The organism is Nocardia yamanashiensis NBRC 100130, from assembly GCF_001613325.1.
Lineage (GTDB): Bacteria > Actinomycetota > Actinomycetes > Mycobacteriales > Mycobacteriaceae > Nocardia > Nocardia yamanashiensis.
On record NZ_BDCD01000006.1, the window covers coordinates 71,479 to 86,782 of the forward strand.

The following is a 15,304-nucleotide window of genomic DNA, read 5'->3' on the forward strand; positions in this document are numbered from 1 at the left end:
CGTAGCGTTGCGCTCGGAACACCGATTCGTTGCGTGATCTCGGCACTTCGCGGAGATTCATTGCGCCCGGACGACAGGGGTGTGGCATGGATGAACTCGACCGCAAGATTCTCGGCGCGCTGCTGAAGAACGCGCGCGCCTCTTTCCAGGAGATCGGCGCGGTGATAGGTCTGTCGGCGCCGGCGGTGAAGCGCCGCGTGGACAAGCTGGTCGCGGGCGGGCAGATCACCGGGTTCACCGCGGTGGTGAATCCGGCCGCGCTGGGCTGGCGCACCGAGGCGTACGTGGAGGTCTTCTACCGCGACAACATCTCTCCGGCCGAGCTACGGCGCGGCCTGGAACCCATTCCGCAGGTGGTCGGGGTGTGGACCATCGCCGGTGAGGCGGACGCGCTCGTGCACGTCATGGCCACCGATATGGCCGAAATCGAATCCACGGTCGAGCGCATCCGCGAGAACGCCCGGGTGGGCCGCACCCGCAGCAGCATCGTCATGTCGCGGCTGCTGGAACGCCCGCGCCCTTGAATCGGATACCGGTCCCGCTTCCGGCTCCGGGTAGCTGGCGGGGTTGCCGATGTGACCCGCTCCACGGCCGTCCGGCGGCGAAATCTAGGGTGGACGGCATGTCCGACGTGCGTACCAGCTACATCAAAGACGGGGCCGAGATCTATCGGCGCTCGTTCGCGACCATTCGGGACGAGGCCGACCTGGCTCGATTCCCGGCGGATGTGTCGCAGGTGGTGGTGCGCATGATCCATGCGTGCGGGCAGGTCGATCTGGCGGCGGACGTGGAGTTCAGCACCGATGTGGTGGCGAAGGCGCGCACCGCGCTGCGGGCCGGTGCGCCCATTCTGTGCGACGCGAACATGGTGGCTTCCGGGGTGACGCGCAAGCGGTTGCCCGCCGATAACGACGTGCTGTGCATGCTCGGCGACCCGCGCCTGCCCGAGCTGGCCGAATCGCTCGGCAATACCAGATCCGCTGCCGCGCTGGAGCTTTGGCGCGATCGGCTGGACGGTGCGGTGGTGGCCATCGGCAATGCGCCGACCGCGCTGTTCCATCTGCTGGACATGCTCGACGCCGGCGCCCCGAAACCCGCTGCGGTGCTGGGCATTCCGGTGGGGTTCATCGGGGCGGCCGAATCCAAGCAGGCGCTCGCCGAGTACGGCGGCGTCGAATTCCTGACCGTGCGGGGACGGCGCGGCGGCAGCGCCATTACCGCCGCGGCCCTCAATGCGATTGCGAGTGAACAAGAATGAGCGGCAAGCTCTGGGGTGTCGGGCTCGGACCCGGCGATCCGGAACTGGTGACGGTGAAGGCGGCGCGGGTCATCGGCGCGGCCGATGTGATCGCCTTCCACAGCGCCCGGCACGGGCGCAGCATCTCGCGCGCCATCGCCGCGCCGTACATGCGGGAAGGGCAGCTCGAGGAGCATCTGGTCTACCCGGTCACCACCGAGACCACCGATCATCCCGGCGGGTATCAGGGCGCGATCGACGAGTTCTACGAGCAGGCCGCCGAACGCCTTGCCGTGCACCTGGCAGCGGGCCGGTCGGTGGCGCTGCTCGCGGCGGGTGATCCGTTGTTCTACAGCAGCTTCATGCACATGCACCGCCGGTTGGCCGACCGGTTCGACACCGAGATCATTCCCGGCGTCACCTCGGTCAGCGCTGCGTCGGCGGCGCTCGGAACGCCGCTGGTCGAAGGCGATCAGGTGCTGTCGGTGCTGCCGGGGACCATGTCCACCGAGGAGCTCACCCGCCGCCTGCGTGATGCCGATGCCGCCGCGATCATGAAGCTGGGCCGCACGTATCCGAATGTGCGTCAGGCGCTGGCCGATTCAGGTCGCCTGGATGACGCGTATTACGTCGAGCGCGCCAGCTCCACCCGCCAGCGGGTGCTGCGGGCCGCCGACGTGGACGAGGCGAGCGTGCCGTACTTCGCGATCACCGTGGTGCCCGGGCCGACGCCCGCGACGCGGATTCCCCTGAGCGACAATGCGATCGGCACCGTCACGGAATCCGCTGCCGAGCAATCGAATGCGATCGGTGAAGTGGTCGTAGTCGGTATGGGCCCCGGCGCACAGGGCTGGACCACCCCCGAGGTCGCACAGGCGCTGTCGGAAGCCACCGACATCGTCGGCTACACCACCTACGTCAACCGCGTCCCCGAACGCGCCGGCCAGCGCCGCCATGCCAGCGACAACAAGGTCGAATCCGAGCGCGCCGCAATGGCTTTGGACCTGGCCAAGCACGGCGCGAAGGTCGTCGTGGTGTCCTCGGGTGATCCCGGCGTCTTCGCCATGGCGGCCGCCGTGATCGAGGAATCCTCGGATCCGCAGTGGCGCGAGGTGCCGGTGCGCGTCCTGCCCGGCGTGACCGCCGCGAGCGCCGTCGCCAGCCGCATGGGCGCGCCCCTGGGCCACGACTTCGCCATGATCTCGCTCTCGGATCGCTTGAAGCCGTGGGAGACCGTCGCCCAGCGCATCTCCGCGGTCGCTTCGGCCGATATGGCGTTCGCCGTCTACAACCCCGCCTCCACCCAGCGCCGCTGGCAGGTGGCCGCCATGCGCGATCTGGTGCTCGAGCACCGCAAGCCGGAGACCCCGGTCGTGATCGGCCGCGATGTGGGCGGGCCGGCGGAATCCGTCCGTGTGGTCACCCTGGCCGAATTGAATCCGGAGGAGGTGGATATGCGCACCCTGCTGATCGTCGGCGCGTCCACCACCACCGTGTTCGAGGCCGCCGGTGGGCCCCGGGTGTTCACCTCCCGGCGTTACGGCAGCTAATATCCCATAGTGGAACGTGAAGCGGCTCGACCCGAGTAAGGAGACGCGGTGGCAGAAGACAAGGCCCGACGCTCGCTCAACTCGACGGCCGCTTCGCTATTGGGGTTCCTGCATCAGGGCGAGATGTCCGGGTGGGACCTGGTCGCGGTGGCCCAGGCCCGCATCGGCGACTTCTGGACCATCACCCAGAGTCAGGTGTATCGCGAGCTGGCGGCCATGCATCAGATCGGATTGGTCGAGAAGGGCGAGTCCGGGGCGCGTGACCGCACGCCGTACCGGATCACCGAATCCGGTCGCGATGCGTTCGCCGAGTGGATCGCCCGCGATCCCGGCGCGGAGACCATCCGGGTGCCGTTGCTGCTGACGCTGTCGTTCGGGGAGTTCGTGGAGCGGTCCCGGCTGGATCGGATCATCGCCGCCAATCGGGTGATTCACGAACAGCGCCTGGCCGGGTATCTCTCCGGTCATGACGAGCAGCAGCTCTCGCCGTTCGAACGGGCCACCTTGGATTTCGGGATCCGCTACGAACGCGCGGTGCTCGACTGGTTCGACCGATTGCCCGAGCTGTTGGATCGCAAGAGCCGGTTGTCCTGAGATTCAGCGCAAACCGCGCAGCCAATCCCAGGCTGCGGCAACGGTTTCCACGCTGAGCGCACCCTCCGGCAGGGCGGGGCGATCGATCACGACGACGGGGAGGGCGAGGGCCCGGGCGGCTTCCAGCTTCGCTTCGGTCAGCGCTCCCCCGCTGTCCTTGGTGACCATCACCTCGATGCGGCGGTCGGTGAGCAGGGCGGTTTCGTCGGTGAGAGTGAACGGTCCGCGCGCGAGCAGCAATTCGTGGCGTGCGGGCCGCGCGCCGTCAGGCGGATCGATGGCGCGGATCAGGAACCAGGCGTCCGACTCCGCGAAGGCCGCCACACCTTGTCTGCCGATGGTCAGGAACACCCGATCGCCCATCCCGGTCAGCGCTTTCGCGGCCCCGGCCAGGTCCGGCACGCGCACCCAGTGGTCACCGTCTCGTTGCTGCCAGGCCGGGCGGCGCAGATGCAGCACGGGCAATCCGAGCGCCAGGGCTGCCGCGGCCGCATTGGCGGTGATCGCGCCGGCGAAGGGGTGCGTCGCATCGACCACCGCCTCGACGCCGTTGCCGGACAGCCATTCCCGTAGCCCGTCCACTCCCCCGAACCCCCCGACCCGTACTTCCCCCACCGGCAGTACGGGTTCGCGAACACGACCGGCGAGCGAGGAGACGATCTCGAATCCCCGCTCGCCGGAAACGATGTCGGCCAGTTCCCGGGCTTCCCGGGTACCGCCCAATATCAGTGTCTTCAGTCTTCATTCACCTCGAAGCGCGGCCGACCCGGAGTCGACCAGCGGCTGTCCACCGACCACCAGCAGTCCGATCAGCGCGCCCGGGAACGCGCCGATGCCGAACAGGAACGCACCCAGGATCGCGCCGACGATGCCGCCGACGGCCGAGCGCTGCAGCTCCCGCCAGAACCAATCCGAACCCGCCGAAATATCCTTCGCCTCGCTCGGCGCGACCGCCGGGCTCAGCGCCAGCTGCTGCCCGTCGTTCTCGATCCGCGCGGACACCGCCTGCACCCCGGACGGCCCCGCGAGCGGGAACTCCGCGACGACAGCGCCCGCACCGTTCTTCAGCGTGACAACTTTACCCTCGGCATCCATGCTGAACGCCCCACCGGTCACCTCGGCGAGCAATTCCTTCCCCGACTCCGAGGACTTCAGCGTGTAATCGACACCCTGCGCCTGCCCCTGCGCCGACTGCGCCTGCTCGACAGCGGCGGGCGCGGCGGTCGAGGTCCCCGCGGCGACGGTGGTGGCGGCAACCGCCAGGAAAGCGGTGGCCACGAACTTCTTGTAGATCATGAATCTCCCAATGCGATTGGTACGCAACCCCTTACTAATCGGGTCACCCACCGCACCCTACCTTTGAATATTCGATGTTTCACTATGAATGCTTCGCACGCGCACCGGATTTCGAGGAAAGGCACCGCTCGCCCCACCCGCATGTCACAATTGCGCACCCCGCCCGAATCGGCCTTCACGACCTCGGTGACAGTTGTCGTTGACAGTATCTTCTTGCGGCGCAGTCCATCTCGATTCGAGACGTGTCCAGTATGCGTTTGAAGGTGGAGGTAGCGGTAAATTCCGCAGCGTAGATGCCATCGCGAGCCGATGCTTTCCCGCGGCCGGTCCCACGGTGAGGTGACCCGGTCTTCTCTTCGGGCGAACCCCGGTCATCTGCCGCAGCCGCGACGATTTCACTGCCCGATCGTCGCTGTGTGCGCGCCGCCCTCCCACCCTGTCAGGGACTGATCACCGATGACCGGACCTTCCCGTCTGACCGACCCCACCCCTACCGCCGAAGTCGAAGCATTCATTGCGGATCTCGATCAACTCGTGCAGCAGGTATTTCATCTCGGTCTCCAACTACATCGCTTGCGCTACAACGGCGAGCACGGTTCGGAAGTGAGCATCTCGGACGTGGCTACCGAGGTCTCCACACTCGCCGAACGACTCGAAGCACTACGTCATCGGATCGCGGCGCCTGCGCGCGCCCGCACCGCACACGACGGCAGAGGCCACGGCATCGAATTCGACGGCCCGGCGTACAGCGCAAGGCGCAGCGGCTGATGCCGTACATCGTGGGTCTCGGATGCACCACGCCGAGGCCATCTCGACCCAGATCGGGGGATTCCGCTTGCAGCGGTCTCCCCCGACTACGACTCAAGGTTCTGCAATGGCTTCGGCGAACTACTCCGGTGTTGCGGCCATCGCGAGCCCGGCGGTCCGGGCTTACCTCGTCAGATGGCGGGTGAAGAACCGACCGGCCTCGTCGCCTGCGTAGTGCGGGACGCCGGTGTGGCCGCCCATGTTGGCGTGCAGAGTTTTCTCCTTGGAGCCGAACGCGTCGAACAGGTCCAAGGATCGCTGCCGGTCGTTTCCTTCGTCGTCCCATTGCAGCAGGACGTGCAGTGGGATGGTGACCTGACGGGCCTGTTCGACGATGGCCAGGGGGACGAAACTTCCGGCGAACAGGACCGCGGCGGTGATGCGCGGATCGACCGCCGCCAGCCGGGTGGCGATGGAGATGACCCCGCCGGAATAGCCGACCGGCCCGCTGATTTCGGGCTGGGTGAGGAGGGCGTCGAGGGTGGTCTGCCATTCGGGGACCGCCTGGTCGACCAGCGGGAGGATGAGCCGGTCGATGATCTCCTCATCGACCGGTCCGCCGGCCGCCAGGGCCTGTCGCAGGTCGGCCAGGGCTTGATCGGCGGCGGCGGAGCGGGGACGGTCGCCGCTCCAGGGCAGTTCGATGGTGGCGGTGGCGAAACCGGCTGCCACGGTGTGGCGGGCCCGGTCGAGAAGCCGGGGGTAGGCCTTGCGCAAGCCGAGGGGCGGCGGGCTGGCCAGGACCAGAGGGGCCGGGGCGGTCGCGGAGGCCGAAGTCCACAGGATGCCGGGGATTTCGCCGAGCTGGAATTCACGTTCGCGGAGGTCGTCGTCGAGGCGCTTGTCGGTAATGAATTGCACGGTCGTGCCTTTCGGGAGCTTTTGAACGGCGCTCCCGGACGACCTATCGCCCGACCGTGACCCCGGAGGGGAGCACCCATGTCGATACTGCGTTCACGGATACCACCTCCTCGTTCACTGGCACGGCCCCGGAAATGTAGCAGTCGCTCATACGGTGCGCCATCGAGTTTCCGGGGCGGCGCCGTGACGGCGAACTTCGATGGCGTCGAAGCTGATTGGGGGCATAATTTCGGATGTGAGCGATCCGTCGGGATTGGGTTACACACCCGAGTGGGAGCACATCGCCGCGGTGCGGCCGATGGTGGGTAGCTTCCGGTTCTGGTTCACCACCGACCGCTGGGAATGGTCGCCGGAACTGTACCGGTTGCACGGGTACGACCCGGGCGAGATCGAGCCGACCACCGAATTGCTGATCAAGCACAAGCATCCGGACGACCACCACGATATCGCCGAGGCCATCACCCGCTCGATCGATCAGGGCGAGCCGTTTTCGAGCCATCACCGTTTCCTCGACACCGCGGGCGGGGAGCACAACGTCATGGTCGTGGCCGATCGGATATTCAATTCCGAGGGACGACCGGTCGGCACTACCGGCTTCTACATCGATCTCTCCGACGAACGCTCCGACGCCGAACGCGATGTCCTGAATGTGCGCATGCCGGAAATGGTGCACGCCCGGGCGCTCATCGAGCAGGCCAAAGGGGTGCTGATGCGCATCTACGGCATCAACGCCAATCAGGCGTTCCGGGTGCTGGTGTGGCGGTCGCAGGAAACCAACACCAAGCTGCGCGACCTAGCCGAGCAGATCCTGCTCGACCTCCGGCAGCTCCCACCGCCACCGGCCGCCACCGTCGCGACCTTCGACCACCTGCTACTGACGGCTCACGAACGCACCCACCATCGAGACACCTGATCGCGGCGAGCTGTCCCACGCGAAAGGGGCTCCGGCCGCCACCAGGTGCAGGCCGTAACCGCGGAACGGACCGTCGGCGCGGGGACGACGTCAGGGGCGGGCAAGAACATGGGCTCAGGGCCGCAATACGGTCCCGATTCGGGGGTAGTCCACCTCACGAGATCCGAAAGCGTTTCCCCGCAGCCGGATTCGTTCACAGGAAGGCTCCCCCGATGACCACACATCAGACGCCGCCGGCTGTCGCCCCGCGCAAGACGAATCCGTTGGCCATTGCCACCATGCTGACCGGCTTCTTCGGCTTCTGCTGCATTCCCTTGCTCCTGGGTCCTTTCGCGTTGCTCCACGTCAGGCAGACCGGGGAAAAGGGCCGGGCCCTGGCCATCACCGGCATGCTCGCCAGCCTCGCTTGGATCACCGTCCTCACGGTCCTCGCATAGTCCGCCGAGTTCGCCGGTGCGCGGGGCACCAATCGACTGTCCGGATCGCATGTACCTCAGCAGTCAGGCTGGAATGGATAACACCCGGGCAGCGTGGTGGGGTGCGGCGCTTCGGACGGCGTCGAGGGTGTGGCGGCCGGCCTGGAGATCGGGGCCCCGGCTCCGGAGTCTTTCGGCGTGGCCCCGAGTTGGACGTTCACATACACCAGCAGTGCGCCGATCACCGTCGCGCACAACGCGATCACTCCGGCGAGAGCGCGGTTGAACCGGCGTTGCGGTGGAGTGGCTGCGCGGGCGAGCCGGGACGGGAGCGGTTGGGGCTCGGGCAGGAACAATCTGGGCTCGGACACCCGTGGCCGGGGTTCGACCGGCAGCGGGTCCGGGCCGAGCGCCACCTCGGCGATGGCAGGCTCCGGCGGTGGGGACGAGGAGGCGTCCAGCCAGGAGAACGGGTCACCGCGCCAAGTCAGCGTCGGTGCCACATCGGGTACGGGTATGCGATCGGTCGCGGGCACGGCGACCGCGGGCAGCGGAATGGTCGAATGCGGTGTGAGCTCGTCCGGGAAACCTTGCTCGATGAGCTCATCCACGGTGATCTGATGCGCGAAGTTCAGGACCGAGAGCAGCGAGTGGACCTGTTCGGCGGTCCAGCAGATCGAGCGATCCTCGCCGTACCGCTGGAACCAGCGCCGCAGATCCTTGAGCATGCCGACACGAACCTCGGCGCTGGCCGACCATCGACCCCGGTCCAGGGCCAGCTTGTGCTTGGGCTGCGGCACCACCAGCACCAGCCCGAGCACGAACGCGTCATGATTGCCGACCTCGGCAGCCAGCGCCTTGGCGAGATACACCCCTTCCCGAGCCTGGTCGACCGGATTGATGTCGTTGCCGCGCAACACAATCGGATCCCCGTCGATGCCCGCCATCGACCAGGCCTCATCCTCCGGACACGACAGCGTGCCGTCGACCGGCCGGCGAATGGCCTCGACCTCGATCACCACACACAGCTTCGGGGTGATGACCAGCAGATCGGACTCCCCCACCTCGCCGTCGTCCCCGCGCTCGGAAACGAAGGCCCCCGATAGCGCGACCCCACCGATCAGGAAGGCGCCGTTCCAGCCGCGCAGCCGCTCGAGCACCGCCTTCTCCGCATCGGTAATGCCACGTCGATCCCCGTTGAGGACCAGCATCGGGGTTCACCTTCCTCGCACGATCCATGCCGAAACCAGCTACAGCGCATCAAGATATCCGCCGCTTGTTACGGCCGATCACCGTGATGGAGACTGAGCGGTCTTCGAATACTGTTGCGCCCGAACACGATCAGCAGGCACGGATTGTCAGTTACGGGAACCACGGTGGCGCGTTAGGCTCCCGAAACCGTTTGCAACCTCGAGGCAAACACGCAGGCTGGAACCGAGCTCAGGGGAACAGTGAACTACCCGCCACCGAACGATGGGTGCTGGTCGGGATGCTCGTGTTCTGTTTCGGAGGGTGCGGTGTCCTCGCGTTGTCCGCGGGCGGTGACTCGAAAGCCAAGAGCGGCAAGACAACCACTCAGGCCGTCGTCAGCAGCGCGCCCGCCCAGCCGCCCGACGGTCAAACCGCGGCACCCGCGCCCGCACCAACGTCGACCAAGCCGAAAGGTGCACCTGCGCCTGCAGGTTCGGCGGTCCGGGATGGACAGTTCGAGTTCATCGTCCTCGGCATCGAGCAGGGCGAAACCCAAGTAGGCAACGGACTTTGGGACGCGAAGGCCAAGGGCGAGTTCATCATCGTCCACATTTCGGTCAGCAACATCGGCAAACGAGCGCAAACGTACTTCGCCGCGAACCAGCTACTCTTCGATGACCAGGACCGGCGCTTCGAATCCAGTTTCGAGGCCGGAATCGCGCTCGAGAGCGGCTCTGCCAGCGAAGAACTCAATCCGGGCCAGCAATTCACCACCGTCGTCGTGTTCGACGTACCGAAAGGCCTTGTCCCGGTGCACATGCGGTTCCACGACTCCATGTTCTCCGGTGGCGCGAAAGTGGCGCTGCGATAGCCTCCCCGACGGCATGGCGGATCCGGCTCCCACCGGCCCCACTCCGGGGCCGGATCGCGACAGGGCTACCATCTGGCTCGCAGTAGGAACGAGCTGGAGGACGGCCTTGGCGAAGCGCATTGTGGTCACACTCGTCGACGATTTCGACGGCACCTCGACCGCCGACGAAACGGTGACCTTCTCGATCGATGGAGTCGGCTACGAGATCGACCTGTCGGCTGAGCACGCCGAACAGCTGCGCGCGGTCTTCGGCGACTGGATCACCCACGCCCGCAAGATCTCCGGCGCCAAACGCCGACCCGCCGCCCCCAAACAGCGCACGGCCACCAGCCGACAGGAAAGCGCGGCAGCACGGCAGTGGGCCCGCGAGCAGGGCCTGCAGGTCTCGGCGCGCGGCCGCATCTCCGCCGAGATCCTCGCGGCCTATCACGCCGCAGGACACTGACCGAGCCTGCTCGCCCTTAGGAGCCGATCCCGAGCGGATCGGTCGCTACAGCGACCAGCACGGCACCTCGAAGTCGACCGAATCGCTAGGGTCGCGGTGGTGGGCAATATTTTCAGCGCGCGATCGGTCGGCCTGAAAGTCTACTTGGCCAACGGCGGCACCGACGCGTTCTGCGACGTGATGGCGCTGGCCGGTTCCGGTCTCGCGCATACCCCGTGGCAGCAGCACCTGGTGCTGCACTTCTGCGACCTGGCGCGATACGCCCGTGGCGTCAGCGGATTCGATCTCGCCGAACTCCCGTGGACCTCGGACCATCGGCGAGAGCAGGAATTCTTCCTCGCCATCCTCGATCGCGCACGACAGCACACCGGATGGGACAAACTGCAGTACATTCCGGCGATCGACGACCGCCTCGAAGCATTCGCGCAGATGGTGAGCGCGTTCGACGCCCACGAGATGACCAGCTCCGATTTCGGAGATTGGACTCGCGCACCGAACCCGCATCATGTGGAGCATTGTGTCCGTCACGGAGTCTTCCAGGGCGAGTTCCTGTGTCGCCTGTGCGACCCCATGCTCCAACCCATCGACGCACCCACGGTGTGGGAACTGACGAGCACCCGCATACACGACGATGTCCTCACCCACCGTGAAATACGGCAGATCCCGGACGAGATCGCGGCCCAGGTTCTCGAAGTAGTCGGCACTCCTGAGCCCGGACACATCGCAGTAAAGGTCGAAAGCCCGGTACTCGAAAGGGTTTCCGCGATCATCGATGCCTCACTCGATGCGCGCGACAACCATTGGCTCAGCCGAGCCATCGCCTGACCACCACCGCGGGCGCAGTACCACACGGTGTTCTCGAGGGAGTCGGGATACCAATCCCACGTGAACGCTATGGAGTCAGTCGGGCACGACGCAGACAGTGAAGCCGAGCCGGGGATAGACGATGGCTGTTGTGCCGCAGCGGTTTGCATCAGCGACGCCGTCGATCACCTCGGTGATGCGTTCGGCTCCTGGGAGGTGGGCGCCGCACTCGAGGCGCTCGGGATTGCTGTCCTCGCTGAAGTTCCAGCAGCTGCCCGGTGTCATGTTGTAGGTGAAGCAGTACAGGGCGAGACGGTAACCGTCGTCGGTGCGATGGTGGTAACTCAGTGTCGCTTGCGGGCCGCAGCGCTGGTCCTGGGTGTCGGCGGTCAGCTGATACTGCTCGATCAAGCGATATTTCGCCGCCGTGGAGTTGCAGTCGGCGGGGCCGCCGGTGTTGCTCGCCACGTCCCTCGAGGCGCAGCCACCGATCGGTACACCGTCGTAGAGATTGGCGTATCCCGCCGCTGTCGGCGCGGCGATCACACCGATAACGCTCGCCATCGCGGCCGAAGCGAGCAAGCCGGACAACCTCACGCAAAACCCCCGAGCAGTTCGAATACCTACCGGAAGACACAGTAGCGCAGCGGGATCCGGCAAGGACCGCCAATGCTCTTGAACGTGTATAGGTTTCAGCAAACGTGACACCGGCTCGAGCTCTACAACAAAGCCGCGTCGAGCAACGCGATAGTCCTCGCATTGCTCTCGTGCAGGATGGCGGTGATGCCCACCGATTCCGCTCCGGTCACCGCCATCTCGGAGTCGTCGACGAATACCGTCTCGCCGGCATCGACACCGAGTCGCTGGCACGCGAGCAGATAGATCCGCGGATCCGGCTTGGCCATCCCGACCTCGTGGGAGTACACGATGTCATCGACAAGGTCTTCGAAACCATAAGCGGCACTTTCACGTTCACGCGCTCCGACGAAACTGTTGCTCAACAGCCCCGTCCGGAATCGAGGCCGCAATCCGGCCAGGTAGTCGATAAGTTCGAAGTTCGCGACACCGAGGTACTGCTGCCACATATCCGCCATCACCGCATCCGCGATCCGATCGTCAACCGACAATCCGGTGCGGATCGCCTCCCGCACTTGGGATTCGGTGACGGTGCCGCGCTCACCTTCGGCCCAGATCTCGAACAGCTCCGGTGCGACGTCCTCGAACGTCAACCCCAATCGGTCCAGCCAATCCGCGATGAACGTCATTTCCGAGTTCACCTCGAGGACTCCACCGATGTCGAAAATGACCGCCCGCACCCCCATGGCTCGAGCCTACCGGTGCTCTGGTCGGCTGGATCCGCGCGCCAACCTCTCAAGCCCCCTCGGACCGGTTCCATCGCAACGCCGAACAGCTGACTCAACCTGCGAAGGCCCGTTGGACGGTATCGGGGGCGATGAGGTGGATCGCATCATCGATGATGTCGGTGAACGCGTAACCTTCCGCCCACACCTCGACGATGGCGGCGAACGGGTTCCCGAGTTCGGTGAAGGATCGCCCGGCCACCTGCGGACGGTCCACTGTCGACGGCACCGTCAGGTCCTGTTCGCTTGCACGACGCCAGGCCGTGTCCAGATTCAGATGCCACAGTGCACGTTTGACGAACGCGTCGTGCTGGTCAGGGCGTAAGACGTTGGGGCCCTGCACATGACCGAGGTTGCGGTGATCGGAGAACAGCCGCCGAATCACTTCAGCGCGCGGATGTGGCATGGTCGCGCGCATCGGAGCGGGCAACGGGCCGCCGACGCGCCACACGATGTGATCGGTGCCCGGCACACCCCAGCCAGCGAGATGTTCGACCGCGAGACGCGCGGCCGCTTCAGCGCGGGCAACTCCCTCCGGATCCTGGGCCAGCACCATCGCCACCGATACCGGCGGCTCGTCAGTGATCACGGTCTGCGCGGCGATCGAACCGATGGCCCCGCAGTCCCCGCAGGTCCAGGCGTCCCCCTCCCACTCCATGTCCGAGTCGTAACCGCCGACAGTTCCCCTCCCGTTGCAGCGCGGGCATGCAACCAGCTCGGTGGTCCGGAATCTGCGGCGCGGATCGGGTGTGAGAGTGGCCGGGTTGTCGGCCCGCTTCGGACGCATCACACGTTTGGACAACCACTCGTATTCCACAGTCGCGCTCACGCCGTCCCCCGATCTTCGAACCGCCGGTGACCTGTTCGATCACCTGCACACCCTGCGCCGAGCCTGTCACGGGCGGTTCGGCGGCACAATCGAATTCGAGTCGCGGCCAGACATACCCGTCGACGTCCCCGATCTGTTTATAGGGACGGGCATCCGGAGACGCCCTGGTCGCTACGCGGCTTTACTATCCCTGGAATGGGCGACACCGCAAACGACCTCATCTGGTCTGAGCTGGAACACAATTACGGTGACGCCTCGGACATGCCGGGCCTGCTGAGGGAGTGCGCCGACCCTGACGGCGACACGGCGTTGCACGCGCTTGCCGACGTGTCCAACAAGCTCTATCACCAGGGCGGCTGGGTCTGCTCGGCAGCGTCGGCCGCGCTTCCGCTGCTGGCCGAGCTCGCCTCCGATCCTGCTGTGCACCATCGGCACGAGGTGGTGGAGTTGATCGGTCTGCTCGCCCGTGAGGCTGTAAAAGTGTCCGGCGAGTTCGTGGACCGCGAGTGGCTGCCCGCGCTGGACGCCGTCAGGCCACAGTTGCTGACGCTGCTGGGCGATCCGGACGTGCTCGTGTGTCGCCACGCGACTTTGCTTGTGGCGGAGGGCATCCGGCACCCGGACTCAGTGGCGGCGCTGCGCCGTCGTTGGGCGGTCGAGGTCGACCGGGCCACCCGAACCGATCTCGTGCTGGCGTTCGGCGCCGCCTGCACGTGGGCCTCGGACGCGGCGCTGCGGGCCGAGCTGGTCGCGCTGCTGGCTGATGACGATCTTCAATTGCGCCTTGCCGCTGTGCACGCGTTGGCCGGGTCCGACCCGATGGTCGCGGCACGTCAGGTCAGCACATTGGTGGAGGCGGTGCTGGACTCCGGCTCCGCGTTGTGGCCGGAGTCCGCGTGGATCGGCGGCACACCCGCCACGATCGTGCACGCCACCGGCGCGCTGCTTACCGCCGATCCGGTCGCGGCTGCCGTTTTCGCCGTCGGCGCAGCCCGCGACGACAATCCGCAACGCCGGGTGGCCGCCCTCGGGCACACCCAGCAGGTGCTCTCGCAGTGGCGTACCACCACCGACGACCTGCTGCCGTTGCTGACCAGGAGTCTCGGCGATGATGCGCCAGAGGTCCGCTACCGTGCGGCGGCGCTGCTCGCGTGCCTGGGCCCGGACGCCGCGGCACAGGTTGACCAATTGCTCACCCGCACCACCGATTCGGCGCCACGGGACTCTTCCGATCCGAGCACCGTCGGCGACGCGGCGGTGTGGGCGCTGGCCCGGCAGAACCATCCGGGTTGTCTGCCCGGTCTGCTGGAACGATTGTCCGGCGATCGGCTGGGGTTCGACACCAGGCTTGTTCACTTCGGACGGGACATGCCAAGGATGGTTCAGCCGGCCATCTGCGAGGTGCTGATCCCACTGGTTGACCATGTCGAGGTGCTGCTCGGCCCGCTCGCTGCCCGACGAGACCTCGCCTCGAACCTGTGCCGGGTGGTCCAGGCCTGGGGACCCTCCGCGGCTTCCGCTTTGCCCGCCGTCGTGGACGCGGCAGCCGACGGGAAGCTTCTCGCCGTGGCCGCGATGGCGATGGGAGCCATCGGCCCGGCGGCCGCGGACGCCGCGCGCATGTTGCCTCGTGAGGTGGATCTGCCGGCGGTGGCGTGGGCGCTGTGGCGCACCGGCGCCGACCCCGAACTCGGCCTTACTTCGTTGATCCACCGTCTGACCCGAACGGAGCCCCGGCACAACGTCATTGCGTTGGTCGCCGACCTCGGCCCTGACGCCGCCGCGTGTGCCGACACACTCCGCACCTTGACCAGCTCTGCTGACGAGTGGACACGGGTCGAGGCCGCCCACGCGCTATGGCGGATCACCGGCGACCCGACCGAACCCGCCGCCGTTCTCACCGAGTTGTCACAGCCCCTGGCACAGGGCGACTGCCTACCCGCCCGCATTGCCGCCCTGTGTCACCTGGCCGGCATGGGCGAGGTCGACGATCGCACCCGTTCGCTGGCCCGGGCCATCGGCGAAAACCCGCGGCGGATCGCATATTTCGGAGGATGGCGCGCGTTCACCGAGGACGAGCGAATCAGGACCGCTGCGTCCGCGCTGCTGCGCTGACCAGCGACCATGCC

General features: G+C 66.6%; 18 protein-coding genes. 11 read left to right on the forward strand and 7 right to left on the reverse strand.

From position 1 onward, the window contains the following. The first annotated feature begins 86 nt into the window (after positions 1-86). The 4 genes from NY1_RS06210 to NY1_RS06225 all read left to right on the forward strand — a co-directional run bounded on the left by NY1_RS06210 (position 87) and on the right by NY1_RS06225 (position 3,381). Positions 87-524, forward strand: coding sequence for an Lrp/AsnC family transcriptional regulator (locus NY1_RS06210; RefSeq protein ID WP_067709352.1), 438 nt, complete (start codon positions 87-89; stop codon positions 522-524). A 98-nt stretch (positions 525-622) separates the two neighbouring features. Next, complete coding sequence (locus tag NY1_RS06215; RefSeq protein ID WP_067709525.1) at positions 623-1,258, forward strand: precorrin-8X methylmutase; 636 nt, start codon at positions 623-625, stop codon at positions 1,256-1,258. After that, entirely contained in the window at positions 1,255-2,787 is a 1,533-nt protein-coding gene (gene cobJ / locus NY1_RS06220; RefSeq protein WP_067709353.1) for a precorrin-3B C(17)-methyltransferase, read from the forward strand. The genes NY1_RS06215 and cobJ overlap by 4 nt, the downstream gene beginning before the upstream one ends. Positions 2,788-2,835: 48 nt before the next feature. After that, positions 2,836-3,381: a PadR family transcriptional regulator gene (locus NY1_RS06225; RefSeq protein ID WP_067709355.1), complete on the forward strand. Its 546-nt coding sequence runs from the start codon at positions 2,836-2,838 to the stop codon at positions 3,379-3,381. 3 nt (positions 3,382-3,384) lie between these two features. Here NY1_RS06225 and NY1_RS06230 read toward each other — a convergent pair whose 3' ends face one another. Together NY1_RS06230 and NY1_RS06235 are read right to left on the reverse strand one after the other, a co-directional pair. Further along, on the reverse strand, positions 3,385-4,104 hold the full coding sequence (locus tag NY1_RS06230) for a cobalt-precorrin-6A reductase (RefSeq protein WP_233434225.1): 720 nt from the start codon (positions 4,102-4,104) through the stop codon (positions 3,385-3,387). A gap of 18 nt (positions 4,105-4,122) precedes the next feature. Beyond that, on the reverse strand, positions 4,123-4,677 hold the full coding sequence (locus NY1_RS06235) for a DUF8020 domain-containing protein (protein WP_067709359.1): 555 nt from the start codon (positions 4,675-4,677) through the stop codon (positions 4,123-4,125). A 456-nt stretch (positions 4,678-5,133) separates the two neighbouring features. On the opposite strand from NY1_RS06235, the gene NY1_RS06240 reads away from it, so the two are divergent. Further along, positions 5,134-5,445 (forward strand): hypothetical protein, encoded by a 312-nt coding sequence (locus NY1_RS06240; RefSeq protein ID WP_067709361.1) that lies wholly within the window; start codon positions 5,134-5,136, stop codon positions 5,443-5,445. 162 nt (positions 5,446-5,607) lie between these two features. Here the strand turns inward: NY1_RS06240 and NY1_RS06245 are convergent, their stop codons facing one another. Beyond that, complete coding sequence (locus tag NY1_RS06245) at positions 5,608-6,345, reverse strand: dienelactone hydrolase family protein (RefSeq protein ID WP_067709363.1); 738 nt, start codon at positions 6,343-6,345, stop codon at positions 5,608-5,610. 235 nt (positions 6,346-6,580) lie between these two features. On the opposite strand from NY1_RS06245, the gene NY1_RS06250 reads away from it, so the two are divergent. Beyond that, a complete protein-coding gene (locus NY1_RS06250; protein WP_067709365.1) occupies positions 6,581-7,258 on the forward strand; it encodes a PAS and ANTAR domain-containing protein in 678 nt (225 codons plus the stop codon). A gap of 212 nt (positions 7,259-7,470) precedes the next feature. Then, entirely contained in the window at positions 7,471-7,695 is a 225-nt protein-coding gene (locus tag NY1_RS06255; RefSeq protein WP_067709366.1) for a DUF4190 domain-containing protein, read from the forward strand. Positions 7,696-7,751: 56 nt separating this feature from the next. Here the strand turns inward: NY1_RS06255 and NY1_RS06260 are convergent, their stop codons facing one another. Continuing rightward, entirely contained in the window at positions 7,752-8,885 is a 1,134-nt protein-coding gene (locus tag NY1_RS06260) for a nuclease-related domain-containing protein (RefSeq protein WP_067709368.1), read from the reverse strand. 266 nt (positions 8,886-9,151) lie between these two features. On the opposite strand from NY1_RS06260, the gene NY1_RS06265 reads away from it, so the two are divergent. The 3 genes from NY1_RS06265 to NY1_RS06275 all read left to right on the forward strand — a co-directional run bounded on the left by NY1_RS06265 (position 9,152) and on the right by NY1_RS06275 (position 11,006). Then, a complete protein-coding gene (locus NY1_RS06265) occupies positions 9,152-9,736 on the forward strand; it encodes a DUF4352 domain-containing protein (protein ID WP_169815311.1) in 585 nt (194 codons plus the stop codon). Between the two features lie 106 nt (positions 9,737-9,842). Beyond that, a complete protein-coding gene (locus NY1_RS06270; protein WP_067709370.1) occupies positions 9,843-10,181 on the forward strand; it encodes a histone-like nucleoid-structuring protein Lsr2 in 339 nt (112 codons plus the stop codon). A 99-nt stretch (positions 10,182-10,280) separates the two neighbouring features. Further along, entirely contained in the window at positions 10,281-11,006 is a 726-nt protein-coding gene (locus tag NY1_RS06275; protein WP_157762069.1) for a hypothetical protein, read from the forward strand. 75 nt (positions 11,007-11,081) lie between these two features. Here NY1_RS06275 and NY1_RS06280 read toward each other — a convergent pair whose 3' ends face one another. From NY1_RS06280 to NY1_RS06290, 3 genes are all read right to left on the reverse strand, one after another. Next, the gene (locus tag NY1_RS06280) at positions 11,082-11,567 is read right to left on the reverse strand and encodes a hypothetical protein (RefSeq protein ID WP_157762070.1); all 486 of its coding nucleotides are present in this window, start codon (positions 11,565-11,567) and stop codon (positions 11,082-11,084) included. A gap of 137 nt (positions 11,568-11,704) precedes the next feature. Continuing rightward, the gene (locus tag NY1_RS06285; RefSeq protein WP_067709376.1) at positions 11,705-12,307 is read right to left on the reverse strand and encodes an HAD family hydrolase; all 603 of its coding nucleotides are present in this window, start codon (positions 12,305-12,307) and stop codon (positions 11,705-11,707) included. 94 nt (positions 12,308-12,401) lie between these two features. Further along, the gene (locus NY1_RS06290) at positions 12,402-13,163 is read right to left on the reverse strand and encodes a hypothetical protein (protein WP_067709377.1); all 762 of its coding nucleotides are present in this window, start codon (positions 13,161-13,163) and stop codon (positions 12,402-12,404) included. A 207-nt stretch (positions 13,164-13,370) separates the two neighbouring features. Between NY1_RS06290 and NY1_RS06295 the strand changes: the two genes are divergently transcribed. Then, positions 13,371-15,290, forward strand: a complete 1,920-nt coding sequence (locus NY1_RS06295) for a PBS lyase (protein WP_067709379.1) — start codon at positions 13,371-13,373, stop codon at positions 15,288-15,290. Positions 15,291-15,304: the final 14 nt, after the last annotated feature.

Bases quoted from the DNA above. Each gene is read 5' to 3' on its own strand.
- NY1_RS06295 (WP_067709379.1), top strand. From the start codon at position 13,371: ATGGGCGACACCGCAAACGACCTCATCTGGTCTGAGCTGGAACACAAT.
- NY1_RS06285 (WP_067709376.1), bottom strand. From the start codon at position 12,307: ATGGGGGTGCGGGCGGTCATTTTCGACATCGGTGGAGTCCTCGAGGTG.
- cobJ (WP_067709353.1), top strand. From the start codon at position 1,255: ATGAGCGGCAAGCTCTGGGGTGTCGGGCTCGGACCCGGCGATCCGGAA.
- NY1_RS06235 (WP_067709359.1), bottom strand. From the start codon at position 4,677: ATGATCTACAAGAAGTTCGTGGCCACCGCTTTCCTGGCGGTTGCCGCC.
- NY1_RS06240 (WP_067709361.1), top strand. From the start codon at position 5,134: ATGACCGGACCTTCCCGTCTGACCGACCCCACCCCTACCGCCGAAGTC.
- NY1_RS06260 (WP_067709368.1), bottom strand. From the start codon at position 8,885: ATGCTGGTCCTCAACGGGGATCGACGTGGCATTACCGATGCGGAGAAG.
- NY1_RS06255 (WP_067709366.1), top strand. From the start codon at position 7,471: ATGACCACACATCAGACGCCGCCGGCTGTCGCCCCGCGCAAGACGAAT.
- NY1_RS06210 (WP_067709352.1), top strand. From the start codon at position 87: ATGGATGAACTCGACCGCAAGATTCTCGGCGCGCTGCTGAAGAACGCG.
- NY1_RS06215 (WP_067709525.1), top strand. From the start codon at position 623: ATGTCCGACGTGCGTACCAGCTACATCAAAGACGGGGCCGAGATCTAT.